At 67.0% G+C, this 17,272-nt stretch carries 16 protein-coding genes and 1 pseudogene; 13 read left to right on the top strand and 4 right to left on the bottom strand.

What is annotated here, in order from left to right; translation table 11 throughout:
• On the bottom strand, window positions 1-1,046 hold a 1,046-nt coding region (locus tag BV908_RS15555; RefSeq protein WP_103738593.1), incomplete at its 3' end, for an IS5-like element ISDisp1 family transposase.
• Between the two features lie 238 nt (window positions 1,047-1,284).
• Between BV908_RS15555 and BV908_RS15550 the strand changes: the two genes are divergently transcribed.
• From BV908_RS15550 to pdeM, 13 genes and pseudogenes are all read left to right on the top strand, one after another.
• Window positions 1,285-1,773 carry an ATP synthase subunit I gene (locus tag BV908_RS15550; RefSeq protein ID WP_011803765.1) on the top strand — a complete coding sequence of 163 codons (489 nt, stop codon included), beginning with the start codon at window positions 1,285-1,287 and terminating at the stop codon, window positions 1,771-1,773.
• A 22-nt stretch (window positions 1,774-1,795) separates the two neighbouring features.
• The gene (gene atpB, locus BV908_RS15545; RefSeq protein ID WP_011803766.1) at window positions 1,796-2,659 is read left to right on the top strand and encodes a F0F1 ATP synthase subunit A; all 864 of its coding nucleotides are present in this window, start codon (window positions 1,796-1,798) and stop codon (window positions 2,657-2,659) included.
• Window positions 2,660-2,710: 51 nt separating this feature from the next.
• Window positions 2,711-2,959, top strand: coding sequence for a F0F1 ATP synthase subunit C (gene atpE, locus BV908_RS15540; RefSeq protein ID WP_011803767.1), 249 nt, complete (start codon window positions 2,711-2,713; stop codon window positions 2,957-2,959).
• 35 nt (window positions 2,960-2,994) lie between these two features.
• Window positions 2,995-3,465 carry a F0F1 ATP synthase subunit B gene (locus BV908_RS15535; RefSeq protein ID WP_103738591.1) on the top strand — a complete coding sequence of 157 codons (471 nt, stop codon included), beginning with the start codon at window positions 2,995-2,997 and terminating at the stop codon, window positions 3,463-3,465.
• Between the two features lie 11 nt (window positions 3,466-3,476).
• A complete protein-coding gene (locus BV908_RS15530) occupies window positions 3,477-4,019 on the top strand; it encodes a F0F1 ATP synthase subunit delta (protein ID WP_103738590.1) in 543 nt (180 codons plus the stop codon).
• A gap of 46 nt (window positions 4,020-4,065) precedes the next feature.
• Complete coding sequence (gene atpA, locus BV908_RS15525; RefSeq protein ID WP_011803770.1) at window positions 4,066-5,625, top strand: F0F1 ATP synthase subunit alpha; 1,560 nt, start codon at window positions 4,066-4,068, stop codon at window positions 5,623-5,625.
• A gap of 18 nt (window positions 5,626-5,643) precedes the next feature.
• A complete protein-coding gene (gene atpG / locus BV908_RS15520) occupies window positions 5,644-6,510 on the top strand; it encodes a F0F1 ATP synthase subunit gamma (RefSeq protein WP_011803771.1) in 867 nt (288 codons plus the stop codon).
• A gap of 42 nt (window positions 6,511-6,552) precedes the next feature.
• Entirely contained in the window at window positions 6,553-7,959 is a 1,407-nt protein-coding gene (gene atpD / locus BV908_RS15515) for a F0F1 ATP synthase subunit beta (protein ID WP_012655377.1), read from the top strand.
• 75 nt (window positions 7,960-8,034) lie between these two features.
• On the top strand, window positions 8,035-8,451 hold the full coding sequence (locus BV908_RS15510; RefSeq protein ID WP_011803773.1) for a F0F1 ATP synthase subunit epsilon: 417 nt from the start codon (window positions 8,035-8,037) through the stop codon (window positions 8,449-8,451).
• Window positions 8,452-8,581: 130 nt separating this feature from the next.
• Complete coding sequence (locus BV908_RS15505) at window positions 8,582-9,682, top strand: ligase-associated DNA damage response exonuclease (RefSeq protein ID WP_103738589.1); 1,101 nt, start codon at window positions 8,582-8,584, stop codon at window positions 9,680-9,682.
• Window positions 9,682-11,361 (top strand): ATP-dependent DNA ligase, encoded by a 1,680-nt coding sequence (locus BV908_RS15500; RefSeq protein ID WP_103738588.1) that lies wholly within the window; start codon window positions 9,682-9,684, stop codon window positions 11,359-11,361. Before BV908_RS15505 ends, BV908_RS15500 begins: the two co-directional genes overlap by 1 nt.
• A 91-nt stretch (window positions 11,362-11,452) precedes the next feature.
• On the top strand, window positions 11,453-14,365 hold the full coding sequence (locus BV908_RS15495; RefSeq protein ID WP_103738592.1) for a ligase-associated DNA damage response DEXH box helicase: 2,913 nt from the start codon (window positions 11,453-11,455) through the stop codon (window positions 14,363-14,365).
• A gap of 3 nt (window positions 14,366-14,368) precedes the next feature.
• Window positions 14,369-15,041: pseudogene (gene pdeM / locus BV908_RS15490) on the top strand (ligase-associated DNA damage response endonuclease PdeM).
• Window positions 15,042-15,089: 48 nt separating this feature from the next.
• Here pdeM and BV908_RS15485 read toward each other — a convergent pair.
• From BV908_RS15485 to BV908_RS15475, 3 genes are read right to left on the bottom strand one after another with little or no spacing between them, the layout of a single operon-like run.
• Complete coding sequence (locus BV908_RS15485) at window positions 15,090-15,641, bottom strand: TPM domain-containing protein (RefSeq protein ID WP_103738587.1); 552 nt, start codon at window positions 15,639-15,641, stop codon at window positions 15,090-15,092.
• A 25-nt stretch (window positions 15,642-15,666) separates the two neighbouring features.
• Window positions 15,667-16,569 carry a TPM domain-containing protein gene (locus BV908_RS15480; protein ID WP_103738586.1) on the bottom strand — a complete coding sequence of 301 codons (903 nt, stop codon included), beginning with the start codon at window positions 16,567-16,569 and terminating at the stop codon, window positions 15,667-15,669.
• A gap of 21 nt (window positions 16,570-16,590) precedes the next feature.
• Window positions 16,591-17,196, bottom strand: a complete 606-nt coding sequence (locus BV908_RS15475; protein ID WP_012655384.1) for a LemA family protein — start codon at window positions 17,194-17,196, stop codon at window positions 16,591-16,593.
• Between the last annotated feature and the right edge of the window lie 76 nt (window positions 17,197-17,272).

Genomic DNA, 17,272 nt, shown 5'->3' with positions numbered 1-17,272 from the left:
CGCACAAGGTTGTAGGTGGCAAAGCACAGCAGCGCCTGGCCCGTGAGCTTGGCCTGACCGATCAGCTTGGTCTTTGCCAGACCACCGACGGTCTTGATCCAGCCAAAGGCCTCTTCGATGCGCTTGCGCACCTTCAGGCTGGTCTTGTAGCCCTCGTGCCGTGTCACTCGCGCATCCACCGCCGAGTGTTTGTCCTTGGCCGCCACGTGGGGCGTGACTTTGAGCTTTCTGCAGCCTTTGATGAAGGCCTTGCTGTCGTAGCCCTTGTCGGCACCGACCGTGGCCCGTTTGTTCCTGTTGCCCCGACGCTCCAACATGGCCAGCGCCGCCTCGCGCTCGGCCGTGCCGCTGGCGTGGGTGATCTCGACATCCACGATCAGCCCGTTGCGGTTCTCCATGAGGATGTGCCCCATGTGGCACAGGCGGGATTTGTCGCCCTGGCTCTTCTTGAACAGCCGGGCATCGGCGTCCGTGGTGCTCTCGTGGGTGTCGTTGCAGCGCTCCTGCCCCTTGAAGTCCACCTCGGGGTTGCGCCCAGGCGGCGTGCCGCTGTCGTCGTCTTTGCGCTTGAAGCTCTTGTGCGAGGCCCAGGCGTCAATGAGCGTGCCGTCCACGCTGAAGTGCTCGTCGCTGGCGAGCTTGCCCCACTGGGCACTGAGCTTGACGCGCTCGAAGAAGGCGCGGGCGAGGTCTTCGTTGAACAGACGTTCGCGGTTGGCGCTGAAAGTGGAGTGGTCCCAGACCTTGTCTTCGATGTTCAGGCCCACGAACCAGCGGTACAGCAGGTTGTAGTTGATCGCTTCGACCAACTGGCGCTCGCTGCGGATGGAGAACAGGATCTGCAGCAGCAAGGCCTTGAGCAGCATCTCCGGTGGCACCGATGGGCGGCCACGGCGGGCGTACACCGCTTCGAACTCGCGGTTCATGGTTGCCAGCAGCGCATCAACCACCGCGCGCAACTTGCGCAGCGGGTGTGCCTGCGGCACGCGCTCTTCAAGGCTGATGTAGCTGAACATCGCCCCCTGGAAATCTTGACTGCCTCTCATCGTCCTCGTCTGGGTCGTTCACCGATGGCTTCAGATCGTAGCGGCCAACGCGGGCGTCGGCGGGGGATTTTTCAACGGCCTGTTAGGCGGGCCCCGTGGCCGCGCTGCACCACAATGGGCGTTGGCGCGTTGCCACAATGGTGCGGCTATGTGCAGTGATCCACCCGCGCTCCGTTACCGATTGTGGATCGGCCGGGGTTTTTACTTATAATCAAGGGCTTTGTGAAAGTTTTGGTCTGTGGCGCAGGCGTCTTCCAACGATAAAAAAATCGCCTCCGAGACTGAATCTGAGGTTGAGGATTCCGACTTCAAGCCCCTGACTGCACAAGAGGCGCGGGAGTGGCGGTCACGCCATCCGGCACTGTCGGTCTGGCGCATTGTCTGGGGCCAGGCGGCGGTGGGGGCGGTAGTGGCCCTGCTGGCATGGTGGCTGACGGGCAGGCTGCCGGTGGCATGGTCCGCCGGGTACGGGGCTCTGTCCGTCGTGGTGCCGGCGGCGCTGTTTGCCCGTGGCATGGCGCGCAGGCGCTCCACGGCTGGTGCTGCGATGGTCGGGCTTCTGGGTTGGGAGTTGGTCAAGATTGCATTGACCGTCGCCATGTTGGCGGCGGCGCCCCGGGTAGTGCCGGGGCTCAGCTGGCTGGCGTTGCTGGTCGGCATGGTGGTAACGATGAAAACGTACTGGATCGCGCTGCTGGCGCGGCCTGGTGTCCGACGAACCGATTGATATTTGAGAGAAGAGTTGTCCGATGGCCGCAGATGCGCACGCCCCGACTGCAAGTGAATACATCGTTCACCACCTGCAGCATCTCCAGAACATCAAGCAGAAGTCCATCATCGACTTCTCGGTTGTCAACCTCGATTCCGTTGCCGTCAGCGTGATCTTGGGTGTTTTGGGTCTGTTCGTCATGTGGCTCGCTGCCCGCACGGCCACTTCCGGTGTGCCAAGCCGCTTCCAGGCGGCTGTCGAGATGCTGGTCGAGATGGTGGACAACCAGGCCAAGGCCAACATCCACAACGCGCAAAGCCGTAAGTTCATTGCACCTCTGGCGCTCACCGTGTTCGTCTGGATTTTCCTGATGAACGCCATGGACCTGCTGCCGGTGGACCTGCTGCCCGTGCTCTGGCAGGTCGCCACAGGTGACTCGCATGCCTACCTGCGCGTCGTTCCCACCGCCGACCTGTCCACCACCCTGGGCCTGTCCAGCGCCGTGCTGATCCTGTGCTTCGTGTACAGCATCAAGATCAAGGGGCTGGGCGGCTGGGCGCATGAACTGGTGACCGCGCCCTTCGGCACCAGCAAGAACCCTGTTTTCGCCCTGATCCTGGGCGTGGTCAATCTGCTCATGCAGATCATTGAATACGTTGCCAAGACCGTGTCGCATGGCATGCGACTGTTCGGCAACATGTACGCTGGTGAGTTGGTGTTCATGCTGATTGCCCTGATGGGTGGCGCAGCGGCTATGTCGCTCTCTGGTGTGTTGCTCCCCGTGGGGCACATCATTGCGGGCTCTATCTGGGCGATCTTCCACATCCTGATCATCACCCTGCAGGCCTTCATTTTCATGATGCTGACGCTGATTTATCTCGGCCAGGCGCATGAAGCTCACTGATCCTTTCGTTTCCTTTCTCAACCTTCCTTTCTTTTCATCCTAGGAGTCATCATGGAAAACATTCTCGGTCTCGTCGCTCTGGCTTGTGGTCTGATCGTGGGCCTCGGCGCTATCGGCGCTTCGATCGGTATTGCCCTGATGGGTGGCAAGTTCCTGGAATCCTCCGCACGCCAGCCTGAGCTGATCAACGAACTGCAAACCAAGATGTTCATCTTGGCAGGTCTGATCGACGCCGCCTTCCTGATCGGCGTGGCCATCGCTCTGCTGTTCGCTTTCGCCAACCCCTTCGTTCTGGCCTAAGCCTCCGTCAACGCCCTAGAAAGAAAGGTGTTGCCGTGAGTATCAACGCGACCCTGTTCGTTCAGGCCATTGTTTTCCTGATCCTGGTGCTGTTCACGATGAAGTTCGTGTGGCCCCCGATTGCGAAGGCGCTGGATGAGCGAGCCCAGAAAATCGCCGATGGTCTCGCAGCTGCCGATCGTGCCAAGACCGAGCTTGCTGCTGCCGACCAGCGTGTGAAGCAGGAACTGGCTGCCGCCAGCAACGAAGCCGCGACACGCTTGGCCGACGCTGAGCGCCGCGCACAGGCCATCATCGAAGAGGCCAAGGCGCGCGCCAACGACGAAGGCAACAAGATCGTCGCTGCTGCCCGTGCCGAGGCCGAGCAGCAAGCGATCCAGGCACGTGAAGCCCTGCGCGAGCAGGTGGCGGCCCTGGCCGTCAAGGGGGCTGAGCAGATTCTCCGCAAGGAAGTCAATGCCGGCGTTCATGCCGATCTGCTGAACCGTCTGAAGACCGAGCTGTAAGGGAGCATTCAATGGCTGAACTCGCCACCATTGCCCGCCCTTACGCCGAGGCGCTGTACAAGGCCTGCACCGACCAAGCCGGTGTGGACCTGAATGGCGCTACAGCCTGGGTGGACGAGCTGGCGGCGATTGCCGCCAATCCCCAATTGCGCCAACTGGCGGACAACCCCAAGGTGACGGGCGAGCAGGTGTTCGACGTCATCGTGGGCGTGGCCCGCTCGGCGTTGCCTGACCTGGCCAAGAACTTCCTGCGTACCGTGATCGATAACGGGCGCGTGCAGGCGCTGCCTGAAATCGCGGCCCAGTTCCGTACGCTGGTCAATCGCAGCCACGGCACTTCGGATGCCGTGGTGTACAGCGCCTTCCCGCTGGATGCGGGCGCTCTGACCGATTTGGGTGCCACGCTTGAAAAGCGCTTCGGTCGCAAGCTCAATCTCTCCGTGCAGTTGGATGAGACCCTGATCGGCGGCGTGCGCGTGGTGGTGGGCGACGAGGTGCTCGACGCTTCCGTCAAAGCCCGTCTGGAACAAATGAAAGCTGCCCTCACCGCCTGATGGGCGTGAGGTCTCGGCTATACCCCCAAGAAAGAAGGAAAGAGTCATGCAACTCAATCCCGCAGAAATTTCTGAACTGATCAAGAGCCGCATCGAAGGTCTGGCAGCCAGCAGCGACATCCGTAACCAGGGCACCGTGGTGTCCGTGACCGACGGTATCGTGCGCGTCCACGGCCTGTCGGACGTGATGCAGGGCGAAATGCTCGAATTCCCTGCCGCGGCAGACGGCCAGCCCTCCTTCGGCCTGGCCCTGAACCTCGAGCGCGACTCCGTCGGCGCCGTGATTCTGGGCGAGTACGAACACATTTCTGAAGGCGACACCGTGAAGTGCACGGGCCGCATTCTGGAAGTGCCGGTGGGCCCGGAACTGATCGGACGCGTGGTGAACGCTCTCGGCCAGCCGATCGACGGAAAGGGTCCGATCAACGCCAAGATGACGGACGTGATCGAGAAGGTCGCTCCCGGCGTGATCGCGCGCCAGTCCGTGGACCAGCCGCTGCAAACCGGCCTGAAGTCCATCGACTCCATGGTGCCAATCGGCCGTGGTCAGCGTGAACTGATCATCGGCGACCGCCAGACCGGCAAGACGGCAGTGGCCATCGACGCCATCATCAACCAGAAGGGCCAGGGCGTGACGTGTATCTACGTCGCCATCGGCCAGAAGGCATCGTCGATCAAGAACGTGGTGCGCGCCCTGGAGCAGGCCGGCGCCATGGAATACACCATCGTCGTGGCGGCTTCGGCTTCCGAGTCCGCCGCCATGCAGTACGTGTCGGCCTACTCCGGCTGCACGATGGGCGAATACTTCCGCGACCGTGGCGAAGACGCGCTGATCGTGTACGACGACCTGTCCAAGCAAGCTGTGGCCTACCGCCAGGTTTCGCTGCTGCTGCGCCGCCCGCCAGGCCGCGAAGCCTTCCCCGGCGACGTGTTCTATCTCCACAGCCGCCTGCTGGAGCGTGCAGCCCGTGTGAATGCCGACTATGTGGAAGCCTTCACCAAGGGCGAGGTCAAGGGCAAGACGGGTTCGCTGACCGCACTGCCCGTGATCGAAACCCAGGCCGGCGACGTGTCTGCCTTCGTTCCAACCAACGTGATCTCGATCACCGACGGTCAGATCTTCCTGGAAACCAGCCTGTTCAACGCTGGTATCCGCCCCGCCATCAACGCCGGTATCTCGGTGTCGCGCGTGGGTGGTGCCGCCCAGACCAAGCTGATCAAGGGCCTGTCCGGCGGTATCCGTACCGACCTGGCCCAGTACCGTGAACTCGCGGCGTTCGCGCAGTTCGCCTCCGACCTGGACGAAGCCACGCGCAAGCAGCTGGATCGCGGCGCCCGCGTGACGGAACTGCTCAAGCAGCCCCAGTACAGCCCGCTGAGCACGGCCCTGATGGGCGCGACGCTCTTCACGGTGAACAAGGGCTTCCTGGACGACGTGGACGTGAAGAAGGTGCTGGCCTTCGAAGCCGGCCTGCACCAGTACCTGAAGACGAGCCACGGTGCGCTGCTGGACCGCCTACAGCAGAACCGCGCGTTCGACAAGGAAGGCAAGGACGAGGCCGAACTGACGCAAGCCATCACGGCGTTCAAGAAGTCGTTCGTTTAAATCGGACGAGGAACCATCATGGCAGCAGGTAAGGAAATACGCGGCAAGATCAAATCGGTGGAAAACACCAAGAAGATCACCAAGGCCATGGAAATGGTGGCCGCGTCCAAGATGCGCAAGGCGCAAGACCGCATGCGTGCCGCCCGACCCTATGCCGAGAAGGTGCGCAACATTGCCGCCCACCTCGGCGAGGCCAACCCTGAGTACGTGCACCCTTTCATGAAGGCGAACGATGCGAAGGCAGCTGGCATTATTGTCGTCACGACCGACAAGGGCCTGTGCGGAGGCATGAACACCAACGTGCTGCGCGCCGTCACCACCAAGCTGCGCGAACTGCAGTCTACGGGTGTCGATGTGCAGTCGGTGGCTATTGGCAACAAGGGGTTGGGCTTCCTCAACCGCGTGGGTGCCAAGGTCGTGGCGCATGCCACCGGGCTGGGCGATACGCCGCACCTGGACAAGCTGATCGGACCGGTGAAGGTGCTGCTGGATGCTTACGCGGAAGGCAAGATCAACGCGGTGTACCTCAGCTACACCAAGTTCATCAACACCATGAAGCAGGAATCGGTGGTGGAGCAGTTGCTGCCCCTGTCGTCCGAGCAGATGCAGGCCCAGAAGACCGGCCATGGTTGGGATTACATCTACGAGCCTGACGCGCAGAGCGTGATCGACGAACTGCTGGTGCGCTATGTCGAGTCGCTGATCTACCAGGCAGTGGCAGAGAACATGGCCTCGGAGCAGTCCGCGCGCATGGTGGCCATGAAGGCCGCCACCGACAACGCCGGTAACGTCATCAACGAGCTCAAGCTGGTCTACAACAAGACGCGCCAAGCGGCGATCACGAAAGAACTTTCGGAGATCGTTGCAGGTGCCGCGGCAGTCTGACGCCGCCTTCGGGTCTCGGTTTAAATTTTTGGAGCAAATCAAATGGCTCAAGTGCAAGGCAAGATTGTTCAATGTATCGGCGCCGTGGTGGACGTGGAGTTCCCGCGCGACCAGATGCCCAAGGTGTATGACGCCCTGAAGCTCGAGGGCTCGCCCCTGACGCTGGAAGTGCAGCAGCAGCTGGGCGACGGCGTGGTGCGTACCATTGCGCTCGGTTCTTCGGACGGCCTCAAGCGTGGCCTGATGGTCACGAACACCGGCAACCCCATCACCGTCCCCGTGGGCAAGGCCACGCTGGGCCGCATCATGGACGTGCTGGGCAACCCCATCGACGAGCGCGGCCCCGTGGACCAGAGCCTGACGGCTTCCATCCACCGCAAGGCCCCCGCTTATGACGAGCTGAGCCCTTCGCAGGAACTGCTCGAGACCGGCATCAAGGTGATCGACCTGGTGTGCCCGTTCGCCAAGGGCGGCAAGGTGGGTCTGTTCGGTGGCGCCGGCGTGGGCAAGACCGTGAACATGATGGAACTCATCAACAACATCGCCAAGGCACACTCGGGTCTGTCCGTGTTCGCCGGCGTGGGTGAGCGTACCCGCGAGGGCAATGACTTCTATCACGAAATGGCCGACTCCGGCGTCGTGAACCTGGAGAACCTGGGCGAATCCAAGGTGGCCATGGTCTACGGCCAGATGAACGAGCCCCCGGGCAACCGTCTGCGCGTGGCCCTGACCGGCCTGACCATCGCCGAGTCCTTCCGTGACGAAGGCCGTGACGTGCTGTTCTTCGTGGACAACATCTACCGCTACACGCTGGCCGGTACCGAAGTGTCCGCTCTGCTGGGCCGTATGCCTTCCGCCGTGGGCTACCAGCCGACGCTGGCCGAGGAAATGGGCCGTCTGCAAGAGCGTATTACCTCGACCAAGGTCGGGTCCATCACGTCCATTCAGGCCGTGTACGTGCCTGCCGACGACTTGACCGACCCCTCGCCCGCCACCACCTTCGCCCACCTGGACTCCACCGTGGTGCTGTCGCGTGACATCGCCGCTCTGGGTATCTACCCTGCCGTGGACCCGCTGGACTCCACCAGCCGCCAGTTGGACCCGCAGGTCGTGGGTGAAGAGCACTACCAAGTGGCCCGCCAAGTGCAGGGTACCCTGCAGCGCTACAAGGAACTGCGCGACATCATCGCAATTCTGGGTATGGACGAGCTGGCCCCCGAGGACAAGCTGGTCGTGGCCCGTGCCCGCAAGATCCAGCGTTTCCTGTCGCAGCCGTTCCACGTGGCCGAGGTGTTCACGGGCTCGCCCGGCAAGTACGTGCCGCTGTCCGAGACCATTCGCGGCTTCAAGATGATCGTGGCTGGCGAATGCGACCACCTGCCCGAGCAGGCCTTCTACATGGTGGGCACCATCGACGAAGCCTTCGAAAAGGCGAAGAAGGTGGCCTGAGGGTCCGAAGGCCGGCCCCGCGTCCGGCCCTCGTGAGTCCCACAGGCTTGCCATTCCCTTTTTCTAGGAGCAAAGATGAACACCATCCATGTTGATGTGGTCAGTGCCGAAGAGTCCATCTTCTCCGGCGAGGCGCGCTTCGTCGCGCTGCCCGGCGAAGCGGGCGAATTGGGCATCTATCCGCGCCACACGCCACTCATCACCCGCATCAAGCCGGGTTCGGTGCGCATCGAATTGCCTGACGGCAATGAAGAGTTCGTTTTCGTGGCCGGTGGCATTCTGGAAGTGCAGCCCGACTGCGTGACCGTGCTGTCCGACACCGCCATCCGTGGCCGTGACCTGGACGACCAGAAGGCGCAGGAAGCCAAGGCTGCGGCCGAGGAAGCCCTGAAGAACGCCAAGAGCGAGATCGATCTGGCCCGCGCCCAGTCCGAGCTGGCCGTGATGGCAGCGCAGATTGCCGCGCTGCGCAAGTTCCGCCAGAAGCGCTGATCGACTGATCGCCTTCCATCGCAAAAGCCGCCTTCGGGCGGCTTTTGTCGTTATGGGTGGGCCCGCTATGGCGCTCGTCCATCGGCGCCGTCCGACGCCAGCCAGGCCCAACGCGACGCTAGCATGGGCCATGGTCAACCCTTTGGCAGAGTCCGCGGCAGACGCCCTGGTGGTAGCGCGCCCCGAAGGGCTGTATTGTCCACCGGGTGGCTTTTACATCGACCCTTGGCGGCCGGTGGACCGGGCCGTCATCACCCATGGCCATGGCGACCACGCGCGGCGCGGGCATGGACACTACCTAGCGCACGAGCACAGTGCGGGTGTCCTGCGCGATCGGCTGGGGGCGGACATCGCTTTGCAGACGCTGGCTTACGGCGAACCCCTGCACCACAACGGCGTGCGCATCTCACTGCACCCTGCGGGCCATGTGCTGGGCTCGGCCCAGGTGCGGCTGGAGCACGGCGGTCGCGTGTGGGTGGCCTCGGGTGACTACAAGCTGGAGGCCGACGGCACCTGCGCGCCGTTCGAGCCCGTGCGCTGCGACACGTTCATCACCGAATCCACCTTCGGCCTGCCCATCTACCGTTGGCCCGCACAGGCCGTCCTGCAGGCCCAGATCAACGACTGGTGGCGTTCCAACGCGGCCCTGCGCCGCCCTTCGGTGCTGTTTTGCTATGCGTTCGGCAAGGCGCAGCGCATCCTGCATGGCGTAGATGCCAGCATTGGTCCGCTGCTCATGCATGGCGCGGTGGAGCCCCTCAATGCCGCTTACCGCGCCGCCGGCGTGCGCCTGCCGCCCACGCAGGGGGCCACCGACGCGTCACTGGATGCTGCGACGCGCGAGACCGCGCTGGTGCTGGCGCCGCCCTCGGCCCAAGGCAGTCCGTGGATGCGCCGCTTCCCACGCCACGCCGATGCTTTTGCCAGCGGCTGGATGCAGTTGCGCGGCACGCGTCGCCGCCGCGGGGTGGATCGTGGTTTTGTGCTCTCCGATCACGCAGACTGGCCGGGGCTGCAGCAGGCGATTGCCGCCACGGGGGCCGAGCGCGTGTTCGTCACCCATGGCAGCGTGGCCGTCATGGTGCGCTGGCTGCGCGAACAAGGGCTGGATGCCCAGGCTTTCGCCACCGAACACGGCGACGAGGACGAGGCCGCGCCGACCGACGCGCCAACTGCAGCGCCCACTGCATCGGAAGGCGACGCAGGCGACGCGGCCGGAGGCACCTCCTGATGCAAGCCTTTGCCGCGCTCTACCAGGCGCTGGATGCCAGCACGTCCAGCCTCGTCAAGCAGGCCGCGCTGCGCGACTATCTGCGGGGTGCGCCACCCGAGGATGCCGCCTGGGCCGTCTACTTCCTCGCGGGTGGCAAACCACGCCAACTCGTGCCCACCAAGCTGCTGCGCGCGGTGGCGCGCGAGGCGGCGGGGTTGCCGGAATGGCTGTTCGACGAAAGCTACGAGGCTGTGGGCGATCTGGCAGAGACCATCGCACTGCTGCTGCCCCCGCCCACGCAGGCGCACGCCCTGGGGCTGGCCGCATGGATGCGCGAACACCTCTTGCCGCTGCGCGGCCTGGCGCCCGACACCCAGGCTGAACGGCTGGGTGCGCAATGGGCGCGGCTGGCGCCCGAGGAGCGGCTGGTGTACTTCAAGCTCATCACGGGGGCCTTCCGCGTGGGCGTGTCGCGCTTGCAGGTCACGCAGGCGCTCGCGGCCGTGAGCGGCGTGGACGCCAAGCGCATCGCCCAGCGCCTCATGGGCTACACCCACGTGGGCGCGCAGCCCGGGGCGGCCGACTACCAGCGCCTCGTGGCGCCCCAGGGAGATGGTGCGGGCGCGCAGGCTGTGGAAGCCCAGGGCCATCCCTATCCCTTCTTTCTGGCGCACCCGCTGCAGCTGCCGGTGGCGCAGTTTGACGCCGCGCTCGGCCCGCCGGCGGACTGGATCGTGGAATGGAAGTGGGACGGCATCCGCGCCCAGCTCGTGCGGCGTGGGGGCGCCATTTGGCTGTGGTCGCGCGGGGAGGAGCTGGTGACCGATCGCTTCCCCGAGCTGCAGGCGCTGGGCGACGAAGCCCTGCCCGACGGCACGGTGCTCGACGGCGAGATCGTCGTCTGGCAGCCCGCGCGAGCGGCTGCGCCGGCGCAGCCGCGCCCGTTTGCCGACCTGCAAAAGCGCATCGGCCGCAAGTCGCTGGGCGCCAAGCTGCTGCGCGAGGTGCCCGTGGTGCTGCTGGCCTACGATCTGCTGGAGGAACACGGCCAGGACCTGCGAGGCCTGCCGCTGCAGGCGCGGCGCGCGCGGCTGGACGCGCTGCTGGCGCGCGTCGACCACCCGGCGCTGGTGCCCAGCCCGGTGCTGCCGGGACAGAGCTGGGCCGAACTGGCCCGCCTGCGGGACAGCGCGCGTGCCCTGGGCGTGGAGGGCATGATGCTCAAAGGGCGCACGGCGCACTATGGTGTGGGCCGCACCCGGGACGTGGGTATCTGGTGGAAGTGGAAGATCGACCCGATGAGCGTGGACGCCGTGCTCATCTATGCGCAGCGCGGCCATGGGCGCCGCGCCAGCCTGTACAGCGACTACACGTTCGCCGTGTGGAGTGCGCCGCAGGGCACCCAGGGGCGCACTCTGGTGCCGTTTGCCAAGGCGTATTCGGGCCTCACCGATGCCGAGATGGCGCGGGTGGACGCCATCATCCGCAAGACCACGGTGGAGAGCTTCGGCCCGGTGCGCAGCGTGCGGCCCACGCTGGTGTTCGAGCTGGGCTTTGAGGGCATAGCGCGCAGCGCGCGGCACAAGAGCGGCATCGCCGTGCGCTTCCCGCGCATGCTGCGCTGGCGTGAAGACAAGCCGGTGGACGAGGCTGATTCGCTGGATACGCTGGCAGCGCTGTTGCCTGCTACGCCATGATCTGGTGCTATGAATACAAGAGCTGTTGGCGCTGGATGGACGGGCGCTGCAGGCGATTTTCCCTCGAAATGCCATGGCCCGCGCGGCGGCAATGCCTTGGCCGCGCGGTGCAACGGGGGGTGCCGTGACCGCCCCGCGCTTCCCCCTCGCAACCGGCTGGCTGGCCACGCGCGGCTGGGCGCCATTCGCCTTCCAGCGCCAGGTGTGGCGCGCCATCGCGCAGGGACGCTCGGGCCTGCTGCATGCCACCACGGGCGCCGGCAAGACTTATGCGGTGTGGCTCGGGGCGCTGCAGGCCTTTGCGGACTTGGAGTCAAAACGGCCTGTAGCGCCCGTCCATCTGGCGGTACACGCTATAAATAACGAAGCAGCACCGCGCACCGCACCACTCACCGTCGTGTGGATCACGCCCATGCGCGCGCTGGCCGCCGACACGCTGCGTGCGCTGGCGGCGCCGCTGCAGGCCCTGGCCGCACAGCATGCCGGCCTGGCGCACTGGAGCCTGGGCGCACGCACGGGCGATACCGGCAGCGCCGAACGCAGCGCCCAGGCGCGGCGTCTGCCCACGGTGCTCGTCACCACCCCCGAAAGCCTGTCGCTGCTGCTGGCGCGCGCGGACGCGCGCGAGCAACTGGCCCGCGTGCGCCTGGTGGTGGCGGATGAATGGCACGAGCTGCTGGGCAACAAACGCGGCGTGCAGGTCCAGTTGGCGCTGGCGCGGCTCGCGGGCTGGAACCCGCGGCTCATGGTCTGGGGCATGTCGGCCACGCTGGGCAACCTGCCCGAGGCCATGCAGACGCTGCTGGGCCGGGAGGGCGGCACGCTGGTGCGCGGCCGCGTGGAAAAGCGCCTGGTGGTGGACACCCTGCTGCCCGAGCGGCCCGAGCGCTTCACCTGGGCCGGCCACCTGGGCCTGGCCATGCTGCCGGCGGTGGTGCGCGCGCTGGAGGAGTCGCCCGGCACCACGCTGGTGTTCGTCAACGTGCGCTCGCAGGCCGAGCAGTGGTACCAGGCGCTGCTGGATGCGCGGCCGGACTGGGCGGGGCAGATCGCCATCCACCACGGCTCGCTGGACCGTGCTGTGCGCGAATGGGTGGAGGCGGGGCTCAAGAGCGGCAGCCTGCGCGCCGTGGTCTGCACCAGCAGCCTGGACCTGGGTGTGGACTTCCTGCCGGTACAGCGCGTGCTGCAGATCGGCTCGGCCAAGGGCGTGGCGCGCCTGCTGCAGCGCGCCGGCCGCTCGGGCCACGCACCAGGGCGGCCCTCGCGCATCACGCTGGTGCCCACGCACAGCCTGGAGTTGGTGGAGGCCGCCGCCGCGCGCGCCGCGGTGCATGCCGGGCGGGTGGAAAAGCGCGTCTCGCCGCACCAGCCCGTCGACGTGCTGGTGCAGCACCTGGCCACGGTGGCGCTGGGCGGGGGCTTCGAGCCCGAGGCGCTGTATGCCGAGGTGCGCCGCACGGCCGCGTACCGCACGCTGCCGCGCGGCGTGTGGCAGTGGTGCCTGGATTTCGTTGCGCGTGGCGGCAGCGCCCTGGCGGCCTATCCGGACTACCGCCGTGTCGTGCCGGACGAGAACGGTGTGTGGCGCCTGCCCGATGCGCGCCTGGCACGCCGCCACCGCGCCAACATCGGCACCATCGTGAGCGATGCCAGCATGCAGGTGCAGATCCTGCAGGGCGCTCGCCTGGGCGCGGTGGAAGAGGGCTTCATCGCGCGGCTGTCGCCGGGCGATTGCTTCGTGTTCGCCGGGCAGGTGCTGGAACTGGTGCGCACGCGCGAGATGACCGCCTTCGTGCGGCGCGCGCCGGGGCGGCAGCCCACGGTGCCGCGCTGGAACGGCTCGCGCATGCCGCTGTCCACCGTGCTGGCCGACTACGTGGTGCAACAGCTCGCGCAGGCGGGGCGGGGCCGCTACGCCAGCCCCGAGCTGCGCGCCGTGCGCCCGCTGCTGGAGGTGCAGCGCCGCTGGTCCGCCCTGCCCACGCCGGGCACGCTGCTGGCCGAGACGCTGCGCACGCGCGAGGGCTGGCACCTGTTCCTCTACCCGTTCGCCGGCCGGCATGCGCACATCGGGCTGGCCAGCCTGTTCGCCTGGCGCGCGGCCCAGGGGGTGCCGGGCACCTTCTCGATCGCCGTGAACGACTATGGATTGGAGCTGCTGTCCGCCACAGAACGCGACTGGCCGGCCTTGCTGCCCGACCTGCTGCGCACCGACGCCGCCGCGCCGCAGGCCGCCCGGCAGGCGCACGCTCTGGCGCCCGACGAGGCGCTGGCCATCCGCAACACTGCCAACGCCACGGCGCCCGAGTCGGTGCCGCAAGAGCGTGACGCGCGCGCAGCGTTGCTGCACGAGGTGCTGGCCAGCCTCAACGCCACTGAAATGGCGCGCCGGCGCTTTCGCGAGATTGCGCGCGTGGCGGGGCTCATCTTTCAAAGCCACCCGGGCGAGCAGCGCAGTGCGCGCCAGCTGCAGGCGTCTTCACAGTTGTTCTTCGAGGTTTTTCGGCGTTATGACGCGGGCAACCTGCTGCTGCGCCAGGCCGACCAGGAAGTGCTGAGCCAGGAGCTGGACGTGGCACAGCTGCTGGCGGCGCTCACACGCATGCAGGCGCAGCAGCTCATGGTGCAGCCTCTCGTGCGACCCGGGCCGCTGGCCTTTCCGCTGATGGTGGAGCGCTTTCGCGAGCAGCTCAGCAACGAGGCGCTGGCCGACCGCATCGCGCGCATGCTGGGCGACATGGAAGCCGCCGCCAGCGCGCGCAAACCCGTACCCGCCCCGCCGGTGCAGGACGTCGTGCCCCCTGACCCGCCGCGCCGCCGGCGCGCCGCCCCCCCGGCCGCGCCACCGCGGCAGGAAGCATCGTCCGCCGTCACCGACGCACTGCGCGGCACGCTGGACTTTGCCGATGCCTCCGAGGGCACGGGCGCCGCGCCGGCCGCGGCGCGGGGCCGTTCCCCGCGCCGCGCGCGCAAACCTTCGCGCCCGTTGCCGCGCCTGTGACCCATGCATGCGCCTGATCCGCCCGCCGACCTGGCCGTGGACCTGGCCGGCACCACCGTGTGGCTGCTGCCCGAGCGCGCGCTGTGGTGGCCGGAGGGCGCCATGCTGTGCCTGGCCGACCTGCACCTGGGCAAGGCCGCCACCTTCCGCGCGCGCGGCCTGCCCGTGCCCGCGGGCACCACGCGGGGCAACCTGGATCGGTTGGCGCAGTTGCTGGCGCGCCACCCCGGCGTGCAGCGCTTGGTGGTGCTGGGCGACTTCCTGCATGCGGCCGAGGCCCACGCGCCCGCGTTGCTGCGCGCGTTGGCCGTTTGGCGCGAGGACCATGCGGCACTGGAACTGGTGCTGGTGCGCGGCAACCACGACCGCCACGCGGGCGACCCACCGGCGTGGCTGGGCGCGCGCATCGTGGAGGAGCCTTGGTCTCTGGGACCTTTCGCCTGCTGCCACCATCCACAGCACCGCGCGGGGCAGTGGGTGCTGGCCGGACACCTGCACCCCACGGCCGTGCTGTACGGCGGCGGGCGCGATGCGCTGCGCATGCTGTTTCGTGGCGGAGCCGGGACTGCTGGTGTTGCCGGCCTTTGGCGAGTTCACCGGCGGCCATGCCGTGCCCGCCGCGCCGGGGCGCCAGCGCTTCGCGGTGGGGGCGGGGCGCGTCTGGGCGTTGCCCTGAAGGGGTGATCGAAAAGGGAGTTCCGCCTCGCAAGGCGTGCTCTGGTACTCAGTCCACCGTGCCCGGGATGACGGGAGCGTCGGGCAGCTCGTTCGGCCGGTCCACGCCCTCGGTGGCCGGAAAGTGCTCTACGAGCAGCGCAGAGACCTCGCTCAGCGCCTGGGTCAGACCGTCCTCGTACCGGCCTTGGCGGAAAGCCTCGGCCATGTGCGACACCATGCTGCGCCATGTCGCCGGGGGCACGCGGCGCGCTAGAGCGCGGTCGGCCACGATCTCGATGGCATGCTCGGCCAGCATCAGGTAGATGAGCACGCCGTTGTTGTGTTCGGTGTCCCACACACGCAGCTTGCCGAACTGCGTGACCGCGCGCTCGCGCGCCGTGGCGCCGCGCCACAGGTACGACAGCGGCAGGCCGCCTTCCACGCAGATGCGGATCTGACCGGTGTGGCGGCGCTCGCTGGCGGCCACGCGCTGGCCCAGGCGCTCCAGCACCTCGGGTGGCAGGGCCTGGTGCAGGCCGCCGTCGGACCAACGGTGCCGCAGCAGCCGCGCCAGGCGCGCCAGCACGCCGGAAGGTGGGGATGAAGAGGGTGTGACCATGGTGTTTCGCTCTGTGCTTGCCGCCCTACCAGTCGCCCGATGCACCGCCGCCGCCGAAGTCTCCGCCGCCGCCCGAGCCGAATCCACCACCGCCTCCACCGCCCCAGCCACCGCCGTGACCGCCTCCCCAGCCGCCGCCGTGCCACACCACGGGGCCGCCGCGGCCCGCAAAGATCCAGGTGTAGAGCAGCGCCAGCAGCCCCGCGCCACCCGCCAGCAGCAGGCTGGAGGTGACGATGAAGGCCAGGAACCCAGCGCCGCCGCCCATCACCAGGCCGCCCAGGCGCTGGCCGAACAGCCGGCGCACCACGGGGCCCGCCACCATCACGCCGAAGAAGAGGAAGACGGCCAGGTCTGTCCAGTCAAAGCCCGCGGACGTGCCGCGGCCCTGCCAGTCGCCCTGCTGGCTGCTTTGCGGCGCGGGCAGGTTTTCGCCCGCGATGCGCGCGCCGATCTGCTGCACCGCGGCGTCCAGCCCGCCGGCAAAGTCGCCCTCGCGAAAGCGCGGCTTCATCGCGCCATCGATGATGCGCGCGGCGGCGATGTCGGGTATGGCGCCTTCCAGCGCCTTGGCCACCTCGATGCGCATGCGCCGGTCGTCCTTGGCCACGACCACCAGCACACCATCGCCCACGTCCTTGCGGCCGATCTTCCAGGCGTTGCCCACGCGGTTGGCGAAGGCGGCGATGTCCTCGGGCGCGGTGGTGGGCACCATCAGCACCACCACCTGCGAGCCGTGCTGCTGCTCGATGGCGGCCAGCCGCGCCTCCAGCCTCTGGCGCTGCGCGTCGTTCAGCGTGCCGGTCTGGTCGATCACGCGCGCCTGCAGCGCAGGCACCGCGCGCAGCGGCTGCGCGGTGGCGGGGAGGGCTCCGATAGCTACAAGAAATATAGCTATCAGCGCTTGAAGGGCAAGCGCTAGCGGCATATTTTGCTTACAACCCCGATGTCAGGGCTTGGAGGCGGGTGCGGGGCTGGAGAAATCCACCTGGGGCGGCGCAGAGATCTCGGCCTCGTTCGCCACCGTGAAGCTGGGCTTGGGTTCATAGCCGAACACCATGGCCGTGAGGTTGGTGGGGAAGCTGCGTGCGAGCACGTTGTACTCCTGCACGGTCTGGATGTAGCGGTTGCGTGCCACGGTGATGCGGTTCTCGGTGCCCTCCAGCGTCACGCGCAGGTCGCGGAAGGCCTGGTTGGCCTGCAGCTGCGGGTAACGCTCGGCCACCACCATCAGGCGCGACAGCGCGCTGGACAGCTCGCCCTGCGCCTGCTGGAACTTGTTGAACGCCTCGGGGTTGTTGAGGGTTTCGGGCGTCACCTGGATCGAGGTGGCCTTGGCGCGCGCCTCGATCACCTTGGTCAGCGTCTCCTGCTCGAACGCCGCCTCGCCCTTGACGGTGGCCACGATGTTGGGCACCAGGTCGGCGCGGCGCTGGTACTGGTTGAGCACTTCGCTCCACGCGGCCTTGGACTGCTCGTCCAGGCGCTGGAAGTCGTTGTAGCCGCAGCCCGAGAGGGCCAGCACGGCGGAAAGCATGGCGATGAGTCGTTTCATGGTGAAGAGGCCTTTTCAATGCAGAAGAAAGACGGGCGGCACGGCGCCGCGCATGCCGATCATTGTGCATGCATCG

Origin of the sequence: Diaphorobacter sp. LR2014-1 (assembly GCF_002916785.1) — a bacterium.
Classification (GTDB): Bacteria; Pseudomonadota; Gammaproteobacteria; order Burkholderiales; family Burkholderiaceae_C; genus Diaphorobacter; species Diaphorobacter nitroreducens.
This window is presented reverse-complemented; position numbering and strand designations above follow the sequence as displayed.